General features: G+C 72.5%; 21 protein-coding genes and 1 riboswitch. Of the genes, 4 read left to right on the forward strand and 17 right to left on the reverse strand.

Annotated elements, in window-relative coordinates; translation table 11 throughout:
- Positions 1–28 precede the first annotated feature (28 nt).
- The 5 genes from ACZ50K_RS01655 to ACZ50K_RS01675 all read right to left on the reverse strand — a co-directional run bounded on the left by ACZ50K_RS01655 (position 29) and on the right by ACZ50K_RS01675 (position 4,159).
- Entirely contained in the window at positions 29–970 is a 942-nt protein-coding gene (locus tag ACZ50K_RS01655) for an ROK family glucokinase (RefSeq protein WP_468896075.1), read from the reverse strand.
- Positions 971–1,031: 61 nt separating this feature from the next.
- Complete coding sequence (locus tag ACZ50K_RS01660) at positions 1,032–1,508, reverse strand: DUF5304 domain-containing protein (protein ID WP_468896077.1); 477 nt, start codon at positions 1,506–1,508, stop codon at positions 1,032–1,034.
- A gap of 71 nt (positions 1,509–1,579) precedes the next feature.
- Positions 1,580–2,761, reverse strand: a complete 1,182-nt coding sequence (locus ACZ50K_RS01665) for an ArsA family ATPase (protein WP_468896080.1) — start codon at positions 2,759–2,761, stop codon at positions 1,580–1,582.
- 29 nt (positions 2,762–2,790) lie between these two features.
- Entirely contained in the window at positions 2,791–3,231 is a 441-nt protein-coding gene (locus ACZ50K_RS01670) for an SRPBCC family protein (RefSeq protein WP_468896083.1), read from the reverse strand.
- A gap of 82 nt (positions 3,232–3,313) precedes the next feature.
- Positions 3,314–4,159, reverse strand: a complete 846-nt coding sequence (locus ACZ50K_RS01675; RefSeq protein WP_468896086.1) for a metallophosphoesterase family protein — start codon at positions 4,157–4,159, stop codon at positions 3,314–3,316.
- Positions 4,160–4,385: 226 nt separating this feature from the next.
- Here ACZ50K_RS01675 and ACZ50K_RS01680 point away from each other — a divergent pair, with 226 nt between their 5' ends.
- Positions 4,386–6,182 (forward strand): AMP-dependent synthetase/ligase, encoded by a 1,797-nt coding sequence (locus ACZ50K_RS01680; RefSeq protein ID WP_468896089.1) that lies wholly within the window; start codon positions 4,386–4,388, stop codon positions 6,180–6,182.
- Positions 6,183–6,206: 24 nt separating this feature from the next.
- Here ACZ50K_RS01680 and ACZ50K_RS01685 read toward each other — a convergent pair whose 3' ends face one another.
- Positions 6,207–7,823, reverse strand: coding sequence for a GMC oxidoreductase (locus tag ACZ50K_RS01685; RefSeq protein WP_468896092.1), 1,617 nt, complete (start codon positions 7,821–7,823; stop codon positions 6,207–6,209).
- A 96-nt stretch (positions 7,824–7,919) separates the two neighbouring features.
- Entirely contained in the window at positions 7,920–9,062 is a 1,143-nt protein-coding gene (locus ACZ50K_RS01690) for a glycosyltransferase family 4 protein (RefSeq protein WP_468896095.1), read from the reverse strand.
- Between the two features lie 87 nt (positions 9,063–9,149).
- Between ACZ50K_RS01690 and ACZ50K_RS01695 the strand changes: the two genes are divergently transcribed.
- Complete coding sequence (locus tag ACZ50K_RS01695; RefSeq protein ID WP_468896098.1) at positions 9,150–10,418, forward strand: glycosyltransferase 87 family protein; 1,269 nt, start codon at positions 9,150–9,152, stop codon at positions 10,416–10,418.
- Here the strand turns inward: ACZ50K_RS01695 and ACZ50K_RS01700 are convergent.
- From ACZ50K_RS01700 to ACZ50K_RS01720, 5 genes are all read right to left on the reverse strand, one after another.
- The gene (locus ACZ50K_RS01700) at positions 10,406–11,554 is read right to left on the reverse strand and encodes a hypothetical protein (protein WP_468896101.1); all 1,149 of its coding nucleotides are present in this window, start codon (positions 11,552–11,554) and stop codon (positions 10,406–10,408) included. The two genes, ACZ50K_RS01695 and ACZ50K_RS01700, sit on opposite strands and share 13 nt — an antisense overlap.
- Positions 11,555–11,618: 64 nt before the next feature.
- Positions 11,619–12,653, reverse strand: a complete 1,035-nt coding sequence (locus tag ACZ50K_RS01705; RefSeq protein ID WP_468896104.1) for a C40 family peptidase — start codon at positions 12,651–12,653, stop codon at positions 11,619–11,621.
- Between the two features lie 290 nt (positions 12,654–12,943).
- Positions 12,944–13,969 (reverse strand): C40 family peptidase, encoded by a 1,026-nt coding sequence (locus tag ACZ50K_RS01710; RefSeq protein WP_468896107.1) that lies wholly within the window; start codon positions 13,967–13,969, stop codon positions 12,944–12,946.
- 210 nt (positions 13,970–14,179) lie between these two features.
- Complete coding sequence (locus tag ACZ50K_RS01715) at positions 14,180–15,544, reverse strand: NYN domain-containing protein (protein ID WP_468897159.1); 1,365 nt, start codon at positions 15,542–15,544, stop codon at positions 14,180–14,182.
- A 36-nt stretch (positions 15,545–15,580) separates the two neighbouring features.
- A complete protein-coding gene (locus ACZ50K_RS01720) occupies positions 15,581–15,820 on the reverse strand; it encodes a hypothetical protein (RefSeq protein ID WP_468896110.1) in 240 nt (79 codons plus the stop codon).
- A gap of 132 nt (positions 15,821–15,952) precedes the next feature.
- On the opposite strand from ACZ50K_RS01720, the gene ACZ50K_RS01725 reads away from it, so the two are divergent.
- Both ACZ50K_RS01725 and ACZ50K_RS01730 read left to right on the forward strand, forming a co-directional pair.
- Entirely contained in the window at positions 15,953–16,675 is a 723-nt protein-coding gene (locus ACZ50K_RS01725) for a rhomboid family intramembrane serine protease (RefSeq protein WP_468896113.1), read from the forward strand.
- Positions 16,672–16,953 (forward strand): Lrp/AsnC family transcriptional regulator, encoded by a 282-nt coding sequence (locus tag ACZ50K_RS01730; protein ID WP_468896116.1) that lies wholly within the window; start codon positions 16,672–16,674, stop codon positions 16,951–16,953. The genes ACZ50K_RS01725 and ACZ50K_RS01730 overlap by 4 nt, the downstream gene beginning before the upstream one ends.
- Positions 16,954–17,017: 64 nt before the next feature.
- Here ACZ50K_RS01730 and ACZ50K_RS01735 read toward each other — a convergent pair whose 3' ends face one another.
- The 5 genes from ACZ50K_RS01735 to qcrC form a co-directional block, all read right to left on the reverse strand.
- On the reverse strand, positions 17,018–18,406 hold the full coding sequence (locus ACZ50K_RS01735) for an aminotransferase class V-fold PLP-dependent enzyme (protein WP_468896119.1): 1,389 nt from the start codon (positions 18,404–18,406) through the stop codon (positions 17,018–17,020).
- Between the two features lie 210 nt (positions 18,407–18,616).
- Positions 18,617–18,733, reverse strand: a riboswitch (SAM riboswitch).
- 82 nt (positions 18,734–18,815) lie between these two features.
- Entirely contained in the window at positions 18,816–19,880 is a 1,065-nt protein-coding gene (gene trpD, locus ACZ50K_RS01740; RefSeq protein WP_468896122.1) for an anthranilate phosphoribosyltransferase, read from the reverse strand.
- Between the two features lie 134 nt (positions 19,881–20,014).
- Positions 20,015–21,643: a cytochrome bc1 complex cytochrome b subunit gene (gene qcrB, locus ACZ50K_RS01745; protein WP_468896125.1), complete on the reverse strand. Its 1,629-nt coding sequence runs from the start codon at positions 21,641–21,643 to the stop codon at positions 20,015–20,017.
- The gene (gene qcrA / locus ACZ50K_RS01750) at positions 21,640–22,692 is read right to left on the reverse strand and encodes a cytochrome bc1 complex Rieske iron-sulfur subunit (protein WP_468896128.1); all 1,053 of its coding nucleotides are present in this window, start codon (positions 22,690–22,692) and stop codon (positions 21,640–21,642) included. The genes qcrB and qcrA overlap by 4 nt, the downstream gene beginning before the upstream one ends.
- Positions 22,689–23,498, reverse strand: coding sequence for a cytochrome bc1 complex diheme cytochrome c subunit (qcrC, locus tag ACZ50K_RS01755; RefSeq protein WP_468896130.1), 810 nt, complete (start codon positions 23,496–23,498; stop codon positions 22,689–22,691). The genes qcrA and qcrC overlap by 4 nt, the downstream gene beginning before the upstream one ends.
- Positions 23,499–23,550 lie beyond the last annotated feature (52 nt).

Consider the following 23,550-nt stretch of genomic DNA (forward strand, 5'->3'; position numbering starts at 1 on the left):
GCGGCGGGCAGCACGGGCGGGGGTGCGGTCAGCCCTGGCGGGCGAGGTCGGCGGCGCCGACCAGTCCGGCCTTGCCGCCGAGCTGGGCGGCCAACACCTGGGCGTGCGGGCGCCACTGACCACCGATCAGCCAGCGGCGGAACGACTTGCGGATCGGGTCCAGGACCAGTTCGCCCTCGTCGGAGACCCCGCCGCCGACGATGAACGCGGACGGGTCGAACAGCGAGGCCAGGTCGGCGAGTCCGGCGCCGGCCCAGCGGGCGAGCTCGCGGAAGGAGTCCACGGCGACCGGGTCGCCGGCCCGGGCGGCCTCGCTGATGTGCTTGCCCTCGATGCCCTCGGGGGTGCCGTCGCCGAGCCGGAGCAGGATCTCGGCGCGCTCCGGGGTGGCGTTGGCGCGCTGCCGGGCGTACCGGACGAGGGCGCGGCCGGAGGCGTACTGCTCCCAGCAGCCCTGGCTGCCGCAGCCGCACAGCAGGCCGTCCGGGACCACCCGGATGTGGCCGAACTCGGCGGCCACGCCGAAGCGTCCGCGGCGCAGCTTGTTGCCGATGATGATGCCGCCGCCGAGGCCGGTGCCGAGGGTGATGCAGATGACGTCCTCGTGGCCCTGCCCGGCGCCGAAGCGGTATTCGCCCCAGGCGGCGCAGTTGGCGTCGTTCTCGACCACCACGGGCAGGCCGATGCGCTGTTCGACCTTGTCCTTCAGTGGTTCGTGGCGCCAGTTGATGTTGGGGGCGAAGAGCACGGTCGCCCGCTTGTCGTCCACGTAGCCGGCGGCACCGATGCCGACGGCCTCGATGGTGTGGTTGCTGCTGACCTCGGAGACGGCGTTGCAGATCGCCTCCGTCACGCCGCTCGCGGTCGGCGGGGTGGGCACCTTGTACGTCTCAAGGATGGTGCCCTCTTCGTCGACCACGCCGGCCGCGATCTTCGTGCCGCCGATGTCGACGCCGATGGTGAGTCCCATTAGTCCCTCGGTTTCCGGTCAAACCCCGCCACGGCCAACGGTACCCGAGGGTGGCGGAGAGTCAGTCGAGGTCGATCCGGCCGGATCCGGCGGGGTCTTCGCCCTCCGGGTCCTCCGTCCGCTCGTCCCGGGGCGCGGTGCGGGGGTCCCGGGGGTCGTCGCGGGTCCAGCGGTGCTCGTGGCCGGCCACGGCGGAGCGGTAGGCGGCGAGCAGTTCGGAGCCGGCCGCCGCGAGGTGGTCGAAGACCTCCGGGTTGCGCTCGATGACGGGTTTGGCGGCGGTCCTGGCCTGGTCGACGATCTCGGTGAACTGCCGGACCGCGCCCTGTGCGGCGCCCGTGATCAGCGGGTTGTCGAGGGCGCTCACCTTGTCGGCGACCGTTTCGAAGAGCTTGAAGAGCTCTTCCGCGGCCGTGCCGAGGCCGTCGGCCGCGGGGCCCTGCCCGGCCCGCCGGCGGGCCTTCTCCTCGGCGAGGTCCTCGGCGCAGGCCTTGGCCCAGGCGTCTTCGTCGTGGGGGCGGTCGGTGGCCTCGCTCATGGCGGACTCTCCTGCGGCAGCTGCGGGGCGGACACCTTCGACGGTACCCGAACGGAGGAACGGTGCCCCGGTCAGCGGGCCGCGGGCCAGAGGGCGGGGTCGGGGGTGAAGCGGATCCGCAGGGCGCCGTCGGTGAGAGCGGCGCCGGAGACGGTGCAGCGGCGCAGCGCGGAGGGCAGCGAAACGATCCTCCGGTGGGGTCCGGCGGTGAGCAGCAGCTCGTCCCCGCGCCGGACCAGGTCCAGTTCCGCCTTCCGGGCGCCCGGCAGCGGCACCGTCCAGGTCAGGAGTCCGTCCTCGGCCGTCCGGTCGGCCACCGGCCAGTGCGGGGGCTCCGGGAGGACGGCCGGGCCGGGGTCGAGGAGGGCCAGGTCGGCGGGGCCCTCCGGGGCCCGGCCCAGGTGGGGCAGCGGCAGGTGGCCGGGCCACTCTCCGGCGGCGGCCCGCTGGCGGGCGGCCAGGCCGGTCAGCCAGGGGTCGGTGCCCCCGTCCGGTACCAGCCGGTTGGCGACGACCGGGCCGACCGCCAGGCCCTGGAGGGCCAGGCCCAGCCGGCCGAGCCGGAGCTCCTCGGCGGCGCCCGGTCCGGGCTCGGCGACCAGCAGGACGGCGGTGGTGGCGGCCTCGATCACGGCCTGCACGGCGGCCATCTCCCGGTCCCAGCGGGCGGCGGTCTCGTAGAGCCACCGGGCGGGCATCGGGACTCCGGCGAGCTGGGCCAGTACGGGCCGCAGGGCGCGGGCGGCCTGCCGTTCGGGGGGCAGCAGCCGGCTCAGGTAGCGGCGGAGCTGGGCGGGGAGGGCGAGGGTGGTGACGGCCTGGTGGAGCGGCGGCAGGTCGACCACGGTGAGGTCGAACCCGGTCTCCGCCGACCGGCGCAGGGCGCGGAGCAGGGCGAACTGTTCGGCGCCGGGCAGGGCGGTGAGCTCCTCGGCGCCGAGCGGGCGGGCGCCGAGGAGTCCGAGGACGGAGGTGCCGCGCTCCTGGAGGGCGACCAGCTGCTCGCGGACCTCGTCGCCGGAGTCGATCCGGGCCCGCCACAGACCGTCGGCGGCGACCGGCAGGGCGGTCAGCCCGTCGGCGACCTCCGCGGCGGGGCCGCGGGCCGGGCCGAGGAGGCCTTCGAGGGGGTCCGTGGCGTCCCCGGAGAGCAGCAGCACCCGTCGGCCCCGGCGGGCCTCGGCGAGGGCGGTGGCGGCGGCCACGGTGGTCCGCCCGGCGCCGCCCGGGCCGGTGACGAGCAGGGTGTGCATGGGGGTGGGGTGCTCCTGTGGTGCGGGGGTCAGGCGGATTCGACGCGCTTCTTCAGGCCGGCCAGCGCCCGGTCGATGATCACCTTCTCGGCCTTGCGCTTGATCATGCCGAGCATCGGGATCTTGACGTCCACCGTGAGCTGGTACGTCACCTCGGTGCGGGTGCCGTCGCCGAGCGGCGCCAGCAGGTAGGAGCCGTCCAGCTGGCGGAGCATCTGGGACTTGTCCAGGGTCCAGCTGACCTCGTCGGCGCCCTTCCAGGTGTACGCCAGGGTGTGGTCGTCCTTGATGGCGCCGGCGTCCAGGAGCAGGCGGACCTTCTCCGCGCGGCCCTCGGCGTCGGTGGCCAGCACCTCGGCCTCCTTCACCTCGCCGGTCCACTCCGGGTAGCGGGCGAAGTCCGCGATCACGGCCATGACGTCGGCCGGCGCCGCCTCGATCGTGATGCTAGAGCTGGTGTGTTCCGCCATCGCGGTGGCTCCTCCGGGGAGTGTTCGAGGATCGTGCGGCAGGCCTCCGGCCGCCGCTGGAAGGCTACCGCGCGCCGGAGGATCACCACTCCAGGGCCCAGGGCCGCCCGGTCGCCGCGAAGTGGCCGACGTTCACGCACTCGGTGGCGCCGATCCGCATCCGGCGGGCCATCGGCTGGTGGACGTGGCCGAAGAGGGCGTAGCGGGGGCGGACCCGGTGGATGGCGGCGAGCAGGGCGGCGCTGCCGCGCTCGAACCGCCGGGCGACGGTGTCGTAGCAGAGCTCGGGGACCTCCGGCGGGATGTGCGAGCAGAGCACGTCCACCTCGCCGAGCGCCTCGACCTTGGCGGCGTACTCCTCCAGGTCCACCTCGTACGGGGTGCGCATCGGGGAGGGCAGGCCGCCGCCGACGAACCCGAAGACCCGGCCGCCGATCTCCACCCGTTCCCCGTCCAGGACCGTGGTGCCGGTTCCGGCGTACTCGGGCCAGAGGGTCGGGATGTCGACATTGCCGTAGGTGGCGTACGTCGGGGTGGGGAAGGCCGCGAACATCTCGGCGTACTGGCGCCGGACCGCTTCCTCGATGGCCTTCTCCCGGTCGATGCCGCCCCAGAGGGCCCGGCCGAACTCCCTGGCCTCGGCGAACCGGCGCTCGGTGCGCAGGGCGACGATCCGGGAGGCGTTCTCGGCTCCGAAGAGGTCGGGGAAGATCCCGCGCGAATGGTCGGCGTAGTCGAGGAAGAGGACGAGGTCCCCGAGGCAGATCAGGGCGTCGGCGCCCTCTCCGGCCCGGGCCAGCGCCGCCGCGTTGCCGTGCACGTCACTGACCACGTGCACCCGGTTGTGCGCCCTGCGGCGCGCCCCGCGCGCCGGGCCCCCGGCCCGCTCGGTACCCGTGGACCGCAGATCGATGTTCAAGCCACCCATGCCGATCACCCTAGGGCGGCCCGGGCTCCGTGGGTAGACCGGTTAAAGCCGTCGGACCTGCGGTTACTTCCGAGTCGCGAAAGGGGTGGACTATCGTCGGCACGATAAGGCCGCGTCATGTGACGCACGGAACATCTGGCCGGTTCCCCCTATCGGAACGCACTACCGGTGGGTAACGTCCGGTCGGTCCACATCGTGGCGATGGCGCCCCAGAGGAGCAGCAGTCTTGCGCGAGTTCAGCCTTCCGGCCCTGTACGAGGTCCCGTCGGACGGGAACCTGACGGATCTCATCCGCCGCAACGCCGCGCAGCATCCGGACACCGCCGTGATGGCCCGCAAGGTCGCCGGGCAGTGGCAGGACGTCACCGCCACCGAGTTCCTGGCCGAGGTGCGGGCCGTCGCCAAGGGCCTGATCGCCGCCGGTGTCCGGCCGGGCGACCGGGTGGCCCTGATCTCCCGCACCCGCTACGAGTGGGTGCTGACCGACTTCGCGATCTGGACCGCCGGCGGGGTCACCGTCCCGGTGTACGAGACCTCCTCCCCCGAGCAGATCCAGTGGATCCTCGGCGACTCCGGCGCGGTGGCCGTGGTGGTCGAGGCCCCCGGGCACGGTGCGGCCGTGGCCGCCCTGCGGGACCGGCTGCCGGAGCTCCGGGAGGTCTGGGAGATCGACGGGGGCGCGCTGGAGGAGCTGCGGGCCGCCGGTGAGTCCGTCGGCGACGAGCAGGTCGACGAGCGCAGCGCGCTGGCGAACGCCGACGACCCGGCCACCATCGTCTACACCTCGGGCACCACCGGCCGCCCCAAGGGCTGTGTGCTGACCCACCGCAACTTCTTCGCCGAGTGCGGGAACGTGGTGGAGCGGCTGAGCCCGCTGTTCCGCACCGGTGAGTGCTCGGTGCTGCTGTTCCTGCCGGCGGCCCATGTCTTCGGCCGGCTGGTGGAGGTGGCGGCCGTGCTGGCGCCGATCCGGCTCGGCTGCGTACCGGACATCAAGAACCTGACCGACGAGCTCCAGTCCTTCCGGCCCACGCTGATCCTGGGCGTGCCCCGGGTGTTCGAGAAGGTCTACAACTCGGCGCGGGCCAAGGCCCAGGCCGACGGCAAGGGGAAGATCTTCGACGCGGCGGCCGAGACGGCCATCGCGTACAGCCGGGCGCTGGACCTGCCGGGCGGGCCCTCGTTCGGGCTGAAGCTGAAGCACAAGGTCTTCAAGAAGCTGGTCTACAGCAAGCTGCACGCGGTGCTCGGCGGCCGCGGCGAGTACGCGATCTCCGGCGGCGCCCCGCTGGGCGAGCGGCTCGGCCACTTCTTCCGGGGCATCGGGTTCACCGTGCTGGAGGGCTACGGCCTGACCGAGTCCTGCGCGGCCACCGCCTTCAACCCGTGGGACCGGCAGAAGATCGGCACGGTCGGCCAGCCGCTGCCCGGCTCCGTGGTGCGGATCGCGGACGACGGGGAGGTGCTGCTGCACGGGGAGCACATCTTCAAGGAGTACTGGAAGAACGAGGCCGCTACCGCCGACGCGCTGACCGACGGCTGGTTCCACACCGGTGACGTGGGCACCCTGGACGAGGACGGCTATCTGGCCATCACCGGCCGGAAGAAGGAGCTCATCGTCACGGCCGGCGGCAAGAACGTGGCCCCCGCGGTGATCGAGGACCGGATCCGGGCGCACGCGCTGGTCGCGGAGTGCATGGTGGTCGGCGACGCCCGGCCGTTCGTGGCCGCGCTGGTGACCGTGGACGAGGAGTTCCTCGGCCGGTGGGCGCGGGAGAACGGCAAGCCGGACGGGGTGACCGCGGCGGAACTGCGCGAGGACCCGGACCTGATCGCCGCCGTCCAGCAGGCGGTGGACGACGGCAACGCGGCGGTGTCGAAGGCGGAATCGGTGCGGAAGTTCCGCATTCTGGGCTCCCAGTTCACGGAGGAGTCCGGTCACATCACGCCCTCGCTGAAGCTGAAGCGGAACGTGGTGGCGAAGGACTTCGCGGACGAGATCGAGGCGCTGTACCGGGGCTGATCCCCCGGTCCGCCGGGCCCCCCGCTAGCGGGGGTCCTCGGCCAGGACGCGGGCCATGTTGCGTTCGGCGAGCGCGGTGATGGTGACGAAGGGGTTGACCCCGAGCGAGCCGGGGACCAGGGAGCCGTCCACCACGTAGAGGCCCCGGTAGCCGTGGGCGCGGCCGTAGGAGTCGGTGGCCCTGCCGAGGACGCAGCCGCCCAGCGGGTGGTAGGTGAAGTCCTCGGCGAAGGCCCGGTTGCCGCCGAACAGGTCGTGCCGGTAGACGGTCACGTTGGTGCGGTTGATGCGGTCGAAGAGGCGTCTGGCGGACTGTACGGACGGGGTGCTCTGCTCGCTCCGCCAGTTCAGCCGGGCCGAGTCGGTGGCCGGGTCGTAGGTGAAGTGGCCGCGTTCGGGGTTCTTGGTGATCGCCAGGTACATGGAGATCCAGTGCTCCAGGCCCATGGGCAGCGGGGCGATCTCGGCGAAGACCGGGTTCGAGGCGTTGTCCCAGTCGTCGATGCCCAGGGCGGGCATGGTGGCCTGGCGGGCGCCGACGGTGTCCCAGAGGTGGTTGGCGCGGGCGGTCATCACATTGCCGTTGCCGCCCCAGCCCAGTCCCACCTGGTCGTTGAGGGCGGGCAGCGTGCCCGTCTCACGGGCGCGCAGCAGGATCTCGGTGGTGCCGAGGCTGCCGGCGCCCAGGAACAGCTGCCGGCAGCCGAGTTCGCGGGTGCCGGTGACCTTGCCGGTGAGGTCGCTGCCCTGGACGGTGAGGACGTATCCGCCGGCCGGGTCGGGGCGCACCCCGACGACCCGCTGGAGGGTCTCGATGGTGACGTTGCCGGTGCCGAGGGCGGCGGCGAGGTAGGTCTTGTCCACGCTCTTCTTGCCGTGGTTGTTGCCGTAGATGACCTCGCCGGCCAGGGCCGACCTGGGGACCTGGCCGGCCGCTTCCCGCTGCATGTAGCCGAAGTCGTAGACGTTGGGCACGAACACGGTCTTCAGGCCGGTGTTCCGCGCGTGTTTGCGGGAGACGCGGGCGAAGCGGTACCAGTCGGTGGACTCGAACCAGGCGGGGTCGATGTCGTTGACCCCGAGCATCTGGCGGGCCCTGGGGTAGTAGGTGCCGTACATCTCCTCGGCGTCGACCCCGGGGAAGACCTCGGTGAAGTAGGAGCGTCGGGGGGTGGGGGCCATGCCGCCGTTGACCAGGGAGCCGCCGCCGACCCCGCGGCCCACGTAGACGGACATGGCGCCGTAGTGGACCCGGTCCAGGACCCCGGGGTAGGGGGTGATGTCGCGGTTGACCACGTCCAGCCAGAGGAACTGGGCGAGCGGGGCCTCGGTGCGGTTGCGGAACCACATGGAGCGGTGGTCGGGGGCGCTGGTGGAGGGGAAGACCTTGCCGTCGGGTCCGGGGCCGTCCCAGAGCCGTCCCATTTCGAGGACCACGGTACGGACGCCGGCCTGGCCGAGCCGGAGGGCGGCGACGGCCGATCCGTAGCCGGAGCCGACCACGATGGCGGGGGCGTACTGCGCGGGCGGCGGTTCGGCGGCGGCCGCGGCGGACAGGCCGATCCGGGTGATCCCGAGGGCGGCCGCGGTCTGGAGGGCTCCCAGACCCAGGATATGACGACGCGTCAGTTGAGGTGTCATGGCCGCATCATGGGCGGAATCCGGCCGTCCGCCCATACGCGTTCCCGACACACATCCGAGGGACAGTCAGTTATGGCTCGACCGGCGGGACCCGCCTCACAGCAGCTCGCGCAGCCGCTCCGCGAGCAGGTCCCAGCGCCACCTCTCCTCGACCCAGGCCCGGCCCCGGGCACCCATCCGGGCCCTGAGCTCCGGGTCCTCCAGCAGGGTGACGATCCGGTCCGCCGAGTCCTCCGGGACCCCGCCCCGGACCACCCAGCCGGTCTCCCCGTCCAGCACCGCGTCCGGGGCGCCGCCGGAGTCCCCCGCGACCACCGGCAGCCCGGTGGCCGAGGCCTCCAGATAGACGATGCCGAGGCCCTCCACGTCCAGACCGCCCCGCCGGGTCCGGCAGGGCATCGCGAACACGTCCCCCGCCCCGTAGTGCGCCGGGAGTTCGGACCAGGGCACGGCCCCGGTGAACACCACCGAGCCGGACAGCCCGCCCTCGGCGGCCAGCTTGCGCAGCTCCGCCTCGTACGGGCCGCCGCCCACGATCAGCAGCACCGCGTCCGGGACCTCCGCCAGGATCCGCGGCATCGCCCGGATCAGGGTGTCCTGGCCCTTGCGCGGCACCAGCCGGGACACGCACACCACCACCGGGCGGTCGGACAGCCCCAGCCGGGCCCGGACCGCGTCACCGCCCGAGCCGGGGTGGAAGGTCTTCTCGTCCACGCCCGGCGGCAGTTGCACCATCCGCCCGGCCGCCCGGTCGGTCAGCGCGGAGGCGATCCGGCTCCGGGTGTACTCGCCGAGATAGGTGATCGTGTCGGTGCCCTCGCCGATCCGCCGCAGCAGCTGCCGGGCGGCCGGCAGCTGGGCCCAGCCCGCCTCGTGGCCGTGCGTGGTGGCCACCAGCCTGCGGGCACCGGCCCGGCGCAGCGCCGGACCCATCAGCCCGAGCGGGGCGGCCGCCCCGAACCACACCGACTCACAGCCGTGTTCCCGCAGCAGGCCCACCGCCCGCCGGGTCACCCGGGGCGTGGGCAGCAGCATGGTGGTCCGGTCGCGGACCACCGGGAACGGCTGCTCCGCGTCGAAGGCGGCGGTGGCCTCCCGGCCCTCCTCGCCGCGCTTCCAGGTCGAGGCGTAGACCACGATCCGGTCCGGATCCAGGCGCAGGGCCATGTTGTGCAGGAATGCCTGGATACCCCCGGGCCGCGGCGGGAAGTCATTGGTCACGATCAGCGTCTTGTGCATCGCCTGCCGACAGTACCGGAGTACCGGACGCGTCTCGATTGCCGAGTCCGATGGCCTCCCTGGTCCGGACCTGCGCAGAATGACGCCGTGTCCAAGCTTCCTCTCACCTGGTCGGCCACCAGGATCCTGCTGCTGCTCTGCACCTTCCGGGTGATCCCGCTGCCGGGATCGGACGTCACCACCGACGTCCGCGTCATCTACCAGGGCTGGTTCGGCGTCCTCCGCAACGGAACGTATCCCCTCGACGACGTCACCTGGCAGTACCCGCCCGGCGCGGCCCTGCCCGTGATGGCGCCCGGGCTGCTGCCCTTCCTCTCCTACACCGCCGCCTTCGTGCTGCTCTGCCTGGCGGCCGACGCCCTGGTCGCCTGGCTGCTCGCCCGGCGCGCCCCGCGCGGCGCCTGGTACTGGGTGTGGGCGGTCCCGCTGATCGGCCCGACCGCGTACGCCCGGTACGACATCTTCGTCTCGGCGGTGGCCGTGGCGGCCCTGCTGCTGCCCCGGGTGCGCGGCCCGCTGATCGCGCTGGGCGCGGTGCTCAAGGTGTGGCCGGCGCTGCTGCTGGCCGGGGTCCGCAACCGGACGGTCTGGCTGACCGCCGCGGGCGCCGGCGCCGTACTGCTCCTGCTGTTCGCGCTGGCCATGCCCGGCTCCCTGGCGTTCCTCACCTTCCAGCGGGACCGGGGCACCGAGGTCGAGTCCCTGGGCGCGCTGCCGCTGCACTTCGCCCGCGCCTTCGGCTGGTGGGAGGGCGAGGTGAAGCTGAACTACGGCTCGGTGGAGTTCCTCGGGCCCTGGGTGGAGACGGTCAGCCGGGTCTCGCTGGCCCTGACCGCGGTGGTGTTCGGCTGGCTGCTGGTGTGGCGGCTGCGGGCCCGGCTGCGGGCCGGCGACGACCGGGTGGTCTTCGACGCCGCGTTCGCGGCGGTGCTCCTGTTCACCCTGACCAGCCGGGTGATCAGCCCGCAGTACCTGGTGTGGCTGGTGGCGCTGGCGGCGGTCTGTCTGACCGTGCCGGACTCCCGGATGCTCCGGCCGGCCCGGATCCTGCTGGTGGCGACGGGGTTCACCCAGCTGGAGTTCCCGACCTTCTTCGACGAGATCGTGCGCAGCGACTGGCTCGGCATCGTGCTGATCGTGATCCGCAACGCGCTGCTGGTGTGGGTGGCCGTGGCGGCCTGCCGGGTGCTGTGGACGGCGGACCGGGCTGACCTGCCGCCGCTGTCGGGGACTTCCGGGGGCTCCGCGAGCGCCGGGGACTCCGACGGTTCGGGCGGCTCGGGCGGTTCCGGGGAGTCGGTCGCGGCCCCGGCGGGCCGGGCCGGTTCGGCCCCGGCCGCTCCTCAGGGGGCCTGAGGAGCGCCCGGTACGGTCCGTACGGCCTCCCGCCAGGCGGCGGTGAGGCCGGGCAGCCCGGTGCCCAGGGTCTCCGCAAGGGCCTGCGGCAGCGGGGTGCGGGCGGCGGCCCGGTAGAGCCGGACCAGGGCGTCCTCGCCCCAGCCTTCGGCGATCGTCCGGCAGGCCAGCCAGGCCTCCTCGTAGGCCCGGGAGAGGGTCTCCTGGTCGCCGCCGAAGGCGAAGGCCGCGTTCCCGGGCAGCTCCTCGGGGGCCCGGCCGGCCAGTACCGCCCGCCGGAGGGCCGGGGCGATCTCCCCGGGCGGGCGGCCGTCGGACCGGTAGGCCACCCAGTCGGCGAACCCCTCGGACAGCCACATCGGGGTGCCGGCCGAGGTCTGCGCCCGGGTGGCCACATGGGTCAGCTCGTGGACCAGCACGATCCGGCGGCCGTCGGCGGACAGCTCCCGGTACCCCCCGGGGTTGACCACCACCCGGTCCGCCGGGGCCGGGGAGGCCCCGACCCGGCCGGTGGTGACGGCCGCCATGCCCCGGTAGGAGCCGGGCGGGGAGCCCGTCAGGGCCTCCATCGCCTCCTCCGAGCCGGGCACCAGCAGCACCGCCCGGCCCGGCCACTCCCCCGGCCAGCCGGCCCGTACGGCCGGGACGGCCCGGTCTGCCTCGGCGGCGATCGCGGCGAGCGGTTCCCGGGGTCCGGTGCCCAGCACCAGCGCGTGCCGGCCGGGGACCGCCAGCACCGGCCCCTGGTCCCAGAGTTCGGGCGGGGTCCCGGGGGCGGGCCGGTCGGCGGTGACCCGCCAGCGGCCGTCGGTCCGGGTCAGCGCCAGCTCCCGGGCCCCGCCGGCCGGTGCCGGGTCGTGCCCGTCCAGCCGGTACCGGAGCCGGGCCCGGACCACGGCCCGGTCCCCCGCGGCACCGGGCCGGACCTCCCCGGCCTCGTAGGTCCAGGAGGCGAAGGGCACTCCGGCGGGCCGGCCGCCGCCGGCCGCCGCCCAGTCGGCCACGGCCCGCCGCAGCTGCCGCCCGGTCTCCGCCGCTCCGTCCGGCCCGGCCCCGGAGGGCCCGGCGGACCCCGTGCACCCGGCCGGCAGGCCGAGCAGCAGCACGAGGAGCAGCACGAGGAGGCGGGGGCGCATCCGCCGATGGTACGGCGGGCCGGTCAGCGGCCGGGCGGGGCCATGGTGGGGGTGACGGTCGCGCTCACGGGCGGGTCACCGAGGAGACCGGCATCATGCCGACCGGGTCGTAGCGGACCGGGGCGCCCGGGTACGGGGCGTGGATCACCTGGCCGTTGCCCACGTACATCCCGACATGGCTGGCGTCCGAGCGGTAGGTCACCAGGTCCCCCGGGCGCGCCTCGGAGAGCGGGACCCGGCGCCCGGCGTACCGCTGGGCCTGCGAGGTGCGCGGCAGCGCCACCCCGGCCTGCCGGTAGGACCACACCATCAGCCCGGAGCAGTCGAACCCGGAAGGTCCGGTGGAACCCCAGACGTACGGGCGGCCCACCGCCGCCCGGGCGGCGTTCACCGCGGCGGCGGCGCGGCCGGAGGAGGGTCCGGGCCCGCCCGCCTCGGGCAGTCCGGCGCCGCGCCCGCCGTCCCGGGAGGCCCGCTCGTAGGCGGCCCGTTCCGGCGAGGGCATGGCGTTCAGCAGCTGCCGGGCGGCGGCCAGCTTCGAGGTGACGGCCCGCTTGTGCCGGGCCACGTCCGCCCGCAGCCGCTCCAGCTCGGTGAGCTTGGCGGTGGCCTCCCGGCGCTGCTGGGTCAGCTCCCGCTGCTCCTCGCGGAGTTCGGCGAGCTGCCGGGCCTGCCGGCCGGTGAGCCGGTCCAGGGTGCCGGCCTTCTCCAGGTAGTCGTCGGGGTCCTCGGTGAGCAGCAGCTCCATGGTGGGGTCGAGGCCGCCGGAGCGGTACTGGGCCCCGGCGAACGCGCCGAGCACCCCGCGCATGGTGTTGATGCGGTCCTGGCCGCGGGCCACCTCGTCCTGGGCGCGGCGGACCTCGGCGCGGAGCCGGTCGGTGCGCTCCCCCGCCTCGTTGAAGCGTTCGGTGGCGCGTTCGGCCTCTTCGAAGAGCCGGTCCACCCGGGCGCGGGCGCCGGCCGCCGGGTCCGCGGGCGCGGCCTGGACCGGGCCGCCGGTGAGCACGGTGGCGGTGGCCGCCACGGCGGCGGACAGGACGGTGACCTTCGCGCGCCGTTCCGGGCCCGCGGTTGCCGGCCGACGATGGGTTCCCAAGGGAAGCCGCACTCCCTTCCGCTGCGCGGACCCGGGTCCGCCCCCCGTGGACGGCCGTGGCCGGGTTCCGCGCTGGCAGACAGTAGCCGCGCGGGGACACCCCGGCCAACGACCCGCCGCGTGCACGCACGGTGACGCCCCGCCGAGGTACGCAGGTCATCGGCGGGGCGTGCGGGTGCGGGGGGTTCTGGGAATTCGCCCGGACGGTCGACGTCCGGCGCGCCTCGCGGAGGCGACGGCGGGCGCCGGGAGCGGCCGGCGGTGCCCGGAGCGCCGGATCGCCCGGAGCCTCAGATGCGGACGCCGAACTGCGGCTGCATGTAGCTGATCTTCTCGTACTTGACCCCGCCGCGCGGGTTGGAGGCGTGCAGGGTCATGCCGTTGCCGGCGTACAGGCCGACGTGGTGCAGGTCGCCGTAGAAGAAGACCAGGTCCCCGGGCTGGAGCTGGCTGAGCGGGATCCGGGTGCCTTCCTTGGCCTGGGTCCAGGTGGTGCGGGTGATCTTCACCCCGGCCTGCCGGTAGGCCCACTGCGTGAGGCCGGAGCAGTCGAAGGAGTTGGGGCCCTCGGCGGCCGGGACGTAGGCGGCGCCGAGCTTGGTCTGGGCGGCCCGCAGGGCGGCGCCGGCCACGCCGGAGGCCTTCACGTTGCCGAGCTTGACCCGTTCGCCGTCGTTGCGGGTGGCGCGGGTCTCCTCCTCCTTCAGCTTCGCGCGTTCCTGCGCGGTGAGGGTGTTGAGGAGCTTGCGGGCCTCGCCGAGCTTGCCCTGGATGGCGTCCTTCTTCTCGCCGAGCACCTTGCGGGTGGCGTCCAGGTCCTTGAGCTTGCCGGCCGCCTCCTGGCGCTTCTGCGCGAGACCGCGCTGCTTCGCCTGGATCTTCTGGACGGCTTCCAGCTGCTGGCCGCTCAACTGGTCGAGGGCGGCGGCCTGGTCGAGGTAGTCCTCGGGGTCGGAGGAGAGGAACAGCGCGAGGGAGGGGTCGATGCCACCGGTGCGGTACTGGGCGGAGGCCATCGAACCGAGGGTGTTGCGGAGCTCGTTGAGCTCGCCCTGGCCGCGGGCCACCTGGTCCTGCAGGTGGCCTATCTCCTTCTCCAGCTTCTCCTGCTGCTCCTTGGCGCCCTTGAACTTCTCGGCGGCCTTCTCGGCCTCCTCGTAGAGCGCGTCGACCTTCGCCTTGACCTCGTCCTTGCCCGGCTTGGCGGGGGCGGCGGTCGCCGCCTGGGAGGAGAGGGCCACTGCGGCCGCGGCCGTTGCGGTGAGCACGGTCACACGGGCGCGGTTGGGCTGCTTGGGTCGGCGGTGGGAGGCCACGGAGGCGAGCTCCTTTGCGTACCTCCGCCGCCACTCGGACGAGTGATCAACCGCACGAAGGTTTGGGCCGACCCTAGTGACCATGTTGTGATCAGTTCAAATCCTGGCGGGAAAAAATCCGTTGCCCGACCAGGTTCTTTACCTTCACCGCACGCTGCGTGTCGACCGATTGACCCTCCGTTCCCTCAATTCGGGCATTGAGGGCAGGAGTTACGAGACGCGCGAAAGCCGCTTCAGGAGCAGAACGGAAGCAACGGGCCGGGCACCGGCCTTGGCCACCCCGTCGGCGACCTCCCGGTCCGCCGACACCACGACCACCGGCCGGCCCGGGGGCTCGGCGCGCACCAGCTGGCGGATCAGCTCGTCGGCCGTCACGCCCGGCTTGGAGAACAGCACCCGCACCCCGCGCGGCGGCGCCAGCAGCACCGGCGCGGCCAGTTCGGCCCCGTCGAACACACAGGTCATCTCGGCACCGGTCTGCGCGGCCAGCATCGACAGCCCGCCCAGCAGCCGCAGCCGCTGCTTCTCCAGCGGCATCGTCGGATAGCCGGTCTTGGTCACGTTGTAGCCGTCCACCACCAGATGGGCCTGCGGCAGCGCCAACAGCTGGTCCAGCAGCGCCGGATCGGTCTCCGACAGGGCCCTGGCCGCGATGTCCTTCGGGGTCATCCGGCCCGGCTCCACCGCGTCCACCGAATCGGCCGGCCGGGTGGACACCGGCGGCAGCGCCAGCTCCCGGCGCAGCCCCTGGGCCGCGTCCAGCACCGTGTCCAGCAGCAGCCGCAGCCGCATGTCCTCCACGCTGCGGCCCTCCCGGCTGGCCCGCCGGGAGGCCTCCAGGGCCGACTCGGTCTCGGCCAGCCTGGCCTTCAGCCGCCGGGTCTCGCTCTCGGCGGCGGCCACCTGCGCGGCCGCCTCGCCGCGGATGCCCTCGATCTCGGCACCGGTCTTCCGCAGCGCCGCCTCACCGCGCTTCACATCGCTGAGGGCGCTGCGGAGTTTGCGCTGAAGCGATTCCGCTTCCCGCCGGGCGGCCTCCAGCTCGGCCCTCAGCTGCTCGCCGCCGCTGCGCTGGGCCTCCCGGGCGGCGGCCAGTTCCTCGCGCAGCCGCTCCAGCTCCCGCCGGCCCTCCTCGCCCAGCCGCTCGGCGTCGGCGCGCTGCGCCTCCTCGCCGGCGGCGGCCACCAGCTTCGCCCAGCCGGACGGGCGCAGCACATAGGCGGCGGCCGCGATGTCCAGCGGATCGGCGGCGGCCGGCGGGGCGGAGGCGTCCAGGGAGGCGGCCAGTTCCGGATGGGCCTCCCGGAACTTCTCGCCGACCCGGCCGCGGAACACCGCGTCCGACTCGACGGCGGCGGCCATCGCGTTCCCGGCGAACTTGGCCCGGCGGGAGGGGGTGAACCGGGCGTACTGCCGCAGCTGCGCGGGCAGGTCGGCGACCGTCAGTCCGCCGAAGGCGTCCGAGACGAGCGCGACGACCCGGCGCCGCACGCCTTCCGGCAGCGGGCGGTCGAGTGCCTCCGCGGCGTCACCGGCCGCACCGGCCGGCTCGGCACCGCTTGCTGGCTCCACAATCCGTCACCCCTACCGTTCCGTCGGGTCCTCGCTCCGTCAGGAGTCCGCGCCCGGCCTGTCCACGAGCTCGATCTGGTCCACCGCGTTGCACCAGCGGCAGCGCACCGACTCGATGGTCTCATTGACCACCTCGCGCTCCTCGACCTTGGGCTCACCGGCCAGGTCGAGGTGGACGTACTCCACGACCTTCGAGGAACGGGTGACGTCGAACCGGGTCAGGTTGCCGCACAGGGTGCAGCGCCACCGGGTCGTCGTGGTCGGCAGGGGAACCGTCATCGCGCGGACTCTCTCCTTCGTCGCTCTTTCAAGTAAACCGCCTCCCGGGCGGCCAGCACGTAACCCTACGGCCCGCCCGGCATCGGCGGGGCATGCGATCGGTATCCGTCCGGTTACGCCATGCTCTTTCACATGATCGTAAGGTGGCGGGCGCTGCGCGAGGCGGCCCGGGGTCCGGTGGTCACCCGTGCCCTGATCGCCGGCTGCTGCGTGGTGTTCCTGCTGGGCCCCGCGTCCGGCCTCAACCCCGACTACGGAACCGGCGAGGAGCTGGCGGCCGCCGGGACGGAGTACTTCAGACGCTGGGGCGTGGTCCCCGCCGAGCTGTTCACCGGCACCGGCCGGGAACTGCTCACCCCGCTGACGGCCCTGTTCCTGCACGGCGGCTGGCTGCACCTGCTGGGCAACCTGCTCTTCCTGCACGTCTTCGGCGGAATGACGGAGGAGCGGATGGGCCGGGCCGAGTTCCTGCTCTTCTACCTGGCCACCGGCTATCTCTCGCTGGTGGCCTACGCGGCGGCCAACGCCTCCTCCACCGAGACCCTGGTGGGCGCCTCCGGGGCCATCTCGGCGGTCCTGGGGGCCTTCCTGTGCCTGTTCCCCAAGGCCCGGGTGACCAGTCTGTTCCCCTTCCTCTTCTTCCTGCCGCTGCGGTTCCCGGCCTGGATGGTGCTGCTGTTCTGGTTCGCCCTCCAGGGGGTGGCCGCCCAGCGGGCGGGCAGCGGTCCGGGGGTCGCCTATCTGGCCCATCTGGCCGGTTTCTCGCTGGGCTTCCTCTACGCCTGGGTGCGCTACCGCCGTATGGATAGAGTGAGGCGACCAGCGACGGCCACCGAGGGAGACAGCCAGCCGTGATCACCGCGATCGTGCTCATCAAGACCAGCGTGGACCGCATCCCCGAGATCGCCGAGTCCATCGCGAGGCTGGAAAGCGTCAGCGAGGTCTACTCGGTCACGGGCACCTACGACCTGATCGCGCTGGTCCGGGTGGCCAAGCACGACGACCTGGCGGACATCATCCCGGGCAGCATCAGCAAGATCGAGGGGGTCGAGGCCACCGACACCCACGTGGCCTTCCGCACCTACTCCCAGCACGACCTGGAAGCGGCCTTCGCCATCGGTCTCGACGCCTGACCCGACGCGCACGGAGGAGCCCCGGCGGGTCGCCCGCCGGGGCTCCTCCGTGTCGCGGGCCGGCTCAGACGGCCGGGACGCAGCGGCCGTCCTGGGTGCGGTACTGCCAGCGGGCGCCGTCCTCGACGAGTTCGCGCACCGCGCGGACGAACCGGTCCACGTGCTCGTCGGGGGTACCGGCGCCGAAGCTGACCCGGATCGCGTTCAGCGAGCGCTCCCCCGGGGCCGCCTCGGGGGCACCGCACTCGCCCTGGGCCTGCGGCTCGCTGCCGAGCAGGGTGCGGACCAGCGGGTGGGCGCAGAACAGGCCGTCGCGGACCCCGATGCCGTACTCGGCGGAGAGCGCGGCGGCGAAGTGCGAGCTGTTCCAGCCGTCCACCACGAAGGAGATGACGCCGACCCGGGGGGCGTCGTCCCCGAAGAGGGACAGCACGCGGACCGCCGGGACGTCGGCGAGGCCCTCGCGGACCTTGGCGATGAGGTGCCGCTCGCGGGCCACCAGGCCCTCGAACCCGGCCTCGGTCAGGGCCTTGCAGGCGGAGGCGATGGAGTAGACCCCGATGACGTTCGGGGAGCCGGCCTCGTGGCGGGCGGCCGTGGTGTGCCACTCGACGTCCACGCCGCCGTCCTCGCGGCGGGCCACCTTGCGGGAGGCGCCGCCGCCCGCGAGGTAGGGCTCGCCCTCCTGGAGCCAGTCGGCCCGGCCGGCGAGCACGCCCGAGCCGAAGGGCGCGTACAGCTTGTGGCCGGAGAAGGCGACCCAGTCCACGTCCAGCTCGCGGACCGACACCGGGTGGTGGGGGGCCAGCTGGGCGGCGTCCAGCACGATCCGGGCGCCGTGCGCGTGGGCGGCCGCGGCCAGCTCCTTCACCGGCCACAGCTCGCCGGTGACGTTGGAGGCGCCGGTGACGCAGACCAGGGCGGGGCCGTACGGGTCGCGGTCGGCGAGGGCCCGCTCCAGGGTGGCGACGGCCTCGGCGGGGGTGCGGGGGGCGTTGAGGTAGGTGACCTCGGCATCGGTCCACGGCAGCAGCGAGGCGTGGTGCTCGGTCTCGAAGACGAAGACCTGGCAGCCGGCCGGCAGCACCGAGGCGAGCAGGTTGAGGGAGTCGGTGGTGGAGCGGGTGAAGACCACCTGGTCGGCGGGCCGGCAGTCGAGGAACTCGGCGACCGTGACCCGGCTCTGCTCGAACAGGTCGGTGGAGAGCTGGGAGAGGTAGCCGGCGCCGCGGTGCACGCTGCCGTAGTAGGGGGCGTAGGCGGCCACGTCGTCCCAGACCCGCTGGAGGGCGGGGGCGCTGGCCGCGTAGTCCAGGGCCGCGTAGGTGACCTCGCCGCCGGTGACCAGGGGCACGGTGACCTCCCGGCCGAGGACCGGCAGCGGCTCGGCACAGGCGGCGGACACGTCGGAGTCGGTGGCGGCGGCGGCAGCGGTGTTCAGGCTCGCGGACATGGCGGTGTCTCCCGGTAGGGCAGGGGCGGAATGGCTTCGACGGCCCGTCGCCGGACACACGGGTGCCGTGTGCGGGGTACGGGTATGGCCTCGACGCGGTGGCCCGACGGGGGCCGTTGCGGAGGGGTGAAGAAAGGGCGCTGGGCGCCTATCGCATTCGCTTGCTCACGGAAGGAGCTCCTCGGAGGACCAGGACCCCTGGTGTCGAGGGATCCGCGCTTGCCGAGGGCCTTGCTGCCCTCGACCTGGTCATCACCCGGGGCACCCCGCCACGGAAGGAGGGTTGCCGGACAGCGAGCCGGGGCCTTGACGCTGTCACTCGTGACCTGGCAAGCATCCTGCCACATGATCGAAGAAACGCAAGACCCCGGTCCGCATGCTGGACCGGGGCCGGCGGGCGAGCGGCGGGTCAGGCGTTGCTGGCCGCCACCCAGCGCCCCAGGGCGGCGCGGGCGGCCCCGGAGTCGATGGACTCGGCGGCCCGGGCGATACCGGCCGCCAGCTGCTCCTCCAGGGTGCCGCTGGTCGGGTCCAGGGCGACCAGGGCGGTGGCCGAGTTCAGCAGGACCGCGTCACGCACCGGACCGGTCTCACCGGCCAGCAGCCGGCGGGCCACATCGGCGTTGTACGAGGCGTCGGCGCCGCGCAGCGCGGACACGTCGACCAGGTCGATCCCCACGTCCCGCGGGTCGAAGGACTGCTCGACGACCTCGCCGCCGCGCACCCACCACACCCGGGAGGTGGCCGTGGTGGTCAGTTCGTCCAGGCCGTCGTCGCCGCGGAACACCAGGGCGGAGGAGCCGCGTTCGGCCAGCACCCCGGCCACGATGGGCGCCATCCGGGCGTCGGCCACACCGGTGGCCTGGGCGCGGACCTTCGCCGGGTTGGTCAGCGGGCCGAGGAAGTTGAAGGTGGTGCGGATGCCGAGTTCCCGGCGGGCGGCCGCCACGTGCCGCAGCGCCGGGTGGAACTTGACGGCGAAGCAGAAGGTGACCCCGGCCTCCTCGGCCACCTCCGCCACCCGGGCGGGGGTGAGGTCCAGGTTGACGCCGAGCTTCTCCAGCACGTCCGAGGCGCCGCTCGCGGAGGACGCGGCCCGGTTGCCGTGCTTGACCACCTTGGCGCCGGTGCCGGCCACCACGATGGAGGACATGGTGGAGATGTTGACGGTCTTGGCGCCGTCCCCGCCGGTGCCGACGATGTCCACCGTCCGGCCGGGCACCTCGATCAGGTTGGCGTGCCGGTACATGGCCTCGACCAGGCCGGTGATCTCGGCCACGGTCTCGCCCTTGCCGCGCAGGGCCACGGCGAAACCGGCGATCTGCGCGTCGGTGGCCTCGCCGCGCATGATCCGGTCCATCGCCCAGGCGGTGTCGGCGGCGGCCAGGTCCTGGCCGTTCAGCAGGGCGTCGAGGACGGACGGCCAGGTCCTGTCCGCCACGCTGTCGCCGCCCGCCGGGGTCACAACGTTCATGGTCCTCGCTCCTGGGTCCACAGTCCGATCGATGGGACACCAGCCTAGCCAGCCGCGGAGGACGGCAAAGAGCCCCGTCCAGACCCTGGACGGGGCTCCTGCCGTGGCGATCAGTTTTCAGCCGGAATCAGGACTCAGTGGTGGCCGTGGCCATCCTGAATCTCCTTGTATTCCTCGATTGTGGGCTTGTCGATCTGAGTGCCCTCACCGTAGAAGCCCTTGCTCAGCTTGGAGCGAAGCTTCTCGGTTCGTGTCACCTTGCGCTCCACGCCGTTCTCGTCGACCGTCGGGCCGAGCTCCAGCGGGCGGTACTGCTCGTGCTGGGTGAGCGTGTGCAGCTGACCCTGCGAGAGCGGCTCGTGGACCTCGACGAACTCACCGTGCGGCAGGCGCTTGATGATGCCGGTCTCCCGACCGTGCAGCACCTTGTCCCGGTCCCGGCGCTGGAGGCCGAGGCAGATCCGCTTGGTGATGACGAAGGCGATGACCGGGCCGACGAAGAAGCCGATCCGGGCGAACCAGGTGATCGAGTTGATCGACAGGTGGAAGAACTGCGCGAACATGTCGTTTCCACCGGCGATCAGCAGGATCACGTACCAGGTGATCCAGGCCACGCCGAACGCGGTGCGCGTCGGGGCGTTGCGCGGGCGGTCCAGGATGTGGTGCTCGCGCTTGTCCCCGGTGACCCAGGACTCGACGAACGGGTACACCGCGATCGCGACCAGCACCAGCGGGAAGATCACCAGCGGGATGAACACGCCCAGGACCAGGGTGTGGCCCCACAGGTTGATCTCCCAGCCCGGCATCGCGCGGATCAGGCCCTCGGAGAAGCCCATGTACCAGTCGGGCTGCGCGCCCGTGGAGACGTGGTCCGGGACGTACGGGCCGAGCGCCCAGATCGGGTTGATCGAGGCGATGCCCGCGATGACCGCGATGACACCGAAGACCAGGAAGAAGAAGCCTCCGGCCTTGGCCATGTAGACCGGGAGCAGCGGCATGCCGACGACGTTCTTGTTCGTCTTGCCGGGGCCCGGGTACTGGGTGTGCTTGTGGTACACGACGAGGATCAGGTGCGCCACGACCAGGCCCAGCATGATGCCGGGGAGCAGCAGGATGTGGATCGAGTAGAACCGTCCGACGAAGTCGTGGCCGGGGAACTCGCCGCCGAAGAGGAAGAACGACAGGTACGTGCCGACGATCGGCACGGACAGGATCGCGCCCTCCATGAAGCGGACACCGGTGCCCGAGAGCAGGTCGTCCGGCAGGGAGTAACCGGTGAAACCGGTGAACATGCCGAGGACCAGCAGCAGGAAGCCGAAGACCCAGTTGACCTCGCGGGGCTTGCGGAACGCGCCGGTGAAGAAGACGCGCATCATGTGCACGAGCATCGCGGCGACGAAGATCAGGGCCGCCCAGTGGTGGATCTGCCGGATGAGCAGACCGCCGCGGACGTCGAAGCTGATGTCCAGGGTCGAGGCGAAGGCCTCGGACATCCGGACGCCCTGCATCGGCACGTACGAGCCGTGGTACACGACCTCGTTCATGCTCGGGTGGAAGAACAGCGTCAGGTACACACCCGTGAGGATGATGATCAGGAAGCTGTAGAGGCAGATCTCACCGAGCATGAAGGACCAGTGGTCCGGGAAGATCTTGCGCATGTTCGCCTTGGCGAGGGTGTAGATGCCCAGGCGGCCGTCCGCCCAGTCCGCTACACGCTCGCCGGCGGGCGCTTTGCGCTCCTTGGTTTCTGTGGCAGTGCTCATCCGCGCTCCCAGAAGGCAGGACCGACGGGCTCTTCGAAGTCGCCGAGCGCTTCGAGGAAGCCTTCGTCATTCACGCCGATCCGCAGCTGCGGAAGGGCGTGGCCGGCCGGGCCGAAGATGACGCGGGCGCCGTCGGAGAGGTCGAAAGTGGACTGGTGGCACGGGCAGAGCACGTGGTGGGTCTGCTGCTCGTACAGGCTGATCGGGCAGCCGACGTGGGTGCAGATCTTCGAGTAGGCCACGATGCCCTCGTGGGACCATTCGAGTTCCTGCTTGTCCTTGATGTCCTCCGGCTTGATCCGGACGATCATCAGGGCGGCCTTCGCGATCTCGGACAGGTAGTCGTGCGCGTCCTCCTCCAGGCCTTCCGGCTTGGCGAAGGTCAGCGAGCCGACCACGATGTCCTCGGGGCGCAGGGGCTCCATGGTGTTCTGGTTGATGAGCAGCTTGCCCTTCGCCCAGATGGTCTTGCGGAGCTTGTCCTCGGGCAGCGGGCCCAGGTCGCGCAGCAGCATCACGCCGGAGAGCGGCACCAGGGCCAGCGCGCCGAACATGGTGTTGCGGATGAGCTTGCGGCGGCCGATGTCCGACTCGCGGGCGCCGTCGGCGAAGTCCTGGAGGACCTTGGCCTTGACGTCCGCGGGGGCGGCGATCGGGTGGCGCTCGTCGGCGACCTCTTCGTCGGACATCAGGGTGCGGGCCCAGTGGACCGCGCCCGCGCCGATGCAGAAGAGGGCGGCGCCGAGGGTGAGGCCCAGGGCGAAGTTGAGCGCGGACACCTTGCCGATGGGCCAGATGAACACGATCTTGTCGACCGGGAGGATCACGTAGGACGCGATGAAGCCGACCGTGGCCAGCATCGAGAGCGTGAACAGCATCGCGACCGTGCGCTCGGAGCGCCTGGCCGCCCGCTCGTCGATGTCCTGGATGCGCGGCTTGTGGGCCGGCAGGCCCGGGTCGGCGAACGGGTCGTCCGCAACCGCTACGCCACCGTGGTGGGCGTCCTGCGCAGTCGGCAGGTTCTCTTCGGGAATGTCTTGGCTACTCATGACTTCTTGGCCTTAGCGGTGTGGGCCGCGACCCAGACGGCGACAGCGATCAGCGCACCCAGACCGAACACCCAGCCGAAGAGACCCTCGGACACGGGGCCGAGGCCACCGAGCTTGAGACCACCCGGGTTGGTCGAGTACTCGCCGTTCACGTGCTGGAGGTACGCGATGATGTCCTTCTTCTCCTTCTCCGGCATGGTCGTGTCCGGGAAGGAAGGCATGTTCTGCGGGCCGGTGATCATGGCCTCGTAGATGTGCTTCGGCGAGACGTCCTCAAGGTTGGGGGCGTACTTGCCGTGCGTGAGCGCACCGCCCTCGCCGGTGAAGTTGTGGCACTGCGCGCAGTTGTTGCGGAACAGTTCGCCACCCTTGGCGATGTCGGCACCCGCCGGGTCGTACTGCTTCTCGGTCGGCGTGATCGGGCCGGCGCCGAGGGACGCGATGTACGCGGCCAGCTGGTCGATCTGGGCCTGGGTGTAGATGTTGGGCTTCTTCGGCACCTGGGCGCCGGGCTGCTGGGCGGGCATGCGGCCCGTGCTCACCTGGAAGTCGACGGCCGCTGAGCCGACGCCGACCAGGCTGGGGCCGTCAGAGGAACCCTGACCGCCGGTTCCGTGGCAGCTTGCGCAACCCACGGCGTAGAGCTTCTTGCCCTCCTCGATGGCGAGGGACTGGGCGGTTTCATCGGCCTGCGCCTTGCCCGCGGGGGCGAAGGCGGCGTACAGCCCCCCAGTGGCCGCCAGCGCGAGGAGTAGAACGACGACCGCCGCCAGCGGATGGCGTCGTCGTGCGGAGAGCTTTTTCACGGATTACCCCGGTGTCAGGATCTTCTGCGTCGGTGTTTCTGGATGAGTTGCC

Source organism: Streptomyces sp. NPDC033845 (assembly GCF_055576225.1).

Bases quoted from the DNA above. Each gene is read 5' to 3' on its own strand.
- ACZ50K_RS01655 (WP_468896075.1), bottom strand. From the start codon at position 970: ATGGGACTCACCATCGGCGTCGACATCGGCGGCACGAAGATCGCGGCC.
- ACZ50K_RS01660 (WP_468896077.1), bottom strand. From the start codon at position 1,508: ATGAGCGAGGCCACCGACCGCCCCCACGACGAAGACGCCTGGGCCAAG.
- ACZ50K_RS01665 (WP_468896080.1), bottom strand. From the start codon at position 2,761: ATGCACACCCTGCTCGTCACCGGCCCGGGCGGCGCCGGGCGGACCACC.
- ACZ50K_RS01670 (WP_468896083.1), bottom strand. From the start codon at position 3,231: ATGGCGGAACACACCAGCTCTAGCATCACGATCGAGGCGGCGCCGGCC.
- ACZ50K_RS01675 (WP_468896086.1), bottom strand. From the start codon at position 4,159: ATGGGTGGCTTGAACATCGATCTGCGGTCCACGGGTACCGAGCGGGCC.
- ACZ50K_RS01685 (WP_468896092.1), bottom strand. From the start codon at position 7,823: ATGACACCTCAACTGACGCGTCGTCATATCCTGGGTCTGGGAGCCCTC.
- ACZ50K_RS01690 (WP_468896095.1), bottom strand. From the start codon at position 9,062: ATGCACAAGACGCTGATCGTGACCAATGACTTCCCGCCGCGGCCCGGG.
- ACZ50K_RS01700 (WP_468896101.1), bottom strand. From the start codon at position 11,554: ATGCGCCCCCGCCTCCTCGTGCTGCTCCTCGTGCTGCTGCTCGGCCTG.
- ACZ50K_RS01720 (WP_468896110.1), bottom strand. From the start codon at position 15,820: ATGACGGTTCCCCTGCCGACCACGACGACCCGGTGGCGCTGCACCCTG.
- ACZ50K_RS01725 (WP_468896113.1), top strand. From the start codon at position 15,953: ATGATCGTAAGGTGGCGGGCGCTGCGCGAGGCGGCCCGGGGTCCGGTG.
- ACZ50K_RS01735 (WP_468896119.1), bottom strand. From the start codon at position 18,406: ATGTCCGCGAGCCTGAACACCGCTGCCGCCGCCGCCACCGACTCCGAC.
- trpD (WP_468896122.1), bottom strand. From the start codon at position 19,880: ATGAACGTTGTGACCCCGGCGGGCGGCGACAGCGTGGCGGACAGGACC.
- qcrB (WP_468896125.1), bottom strand. From the start codon at position 21,643: ATGAGCACTGCCACAGAAACCAAGGAGCGCAAAGCGCCCGCCGGCGAG.
- qcrA (WP_468896128.1), bottom strand. From the start codon at position 22,692: ATGAGTAGCCAAGACATTCCCGAAGAGAACCTGCCGACTGCGCAGGAC.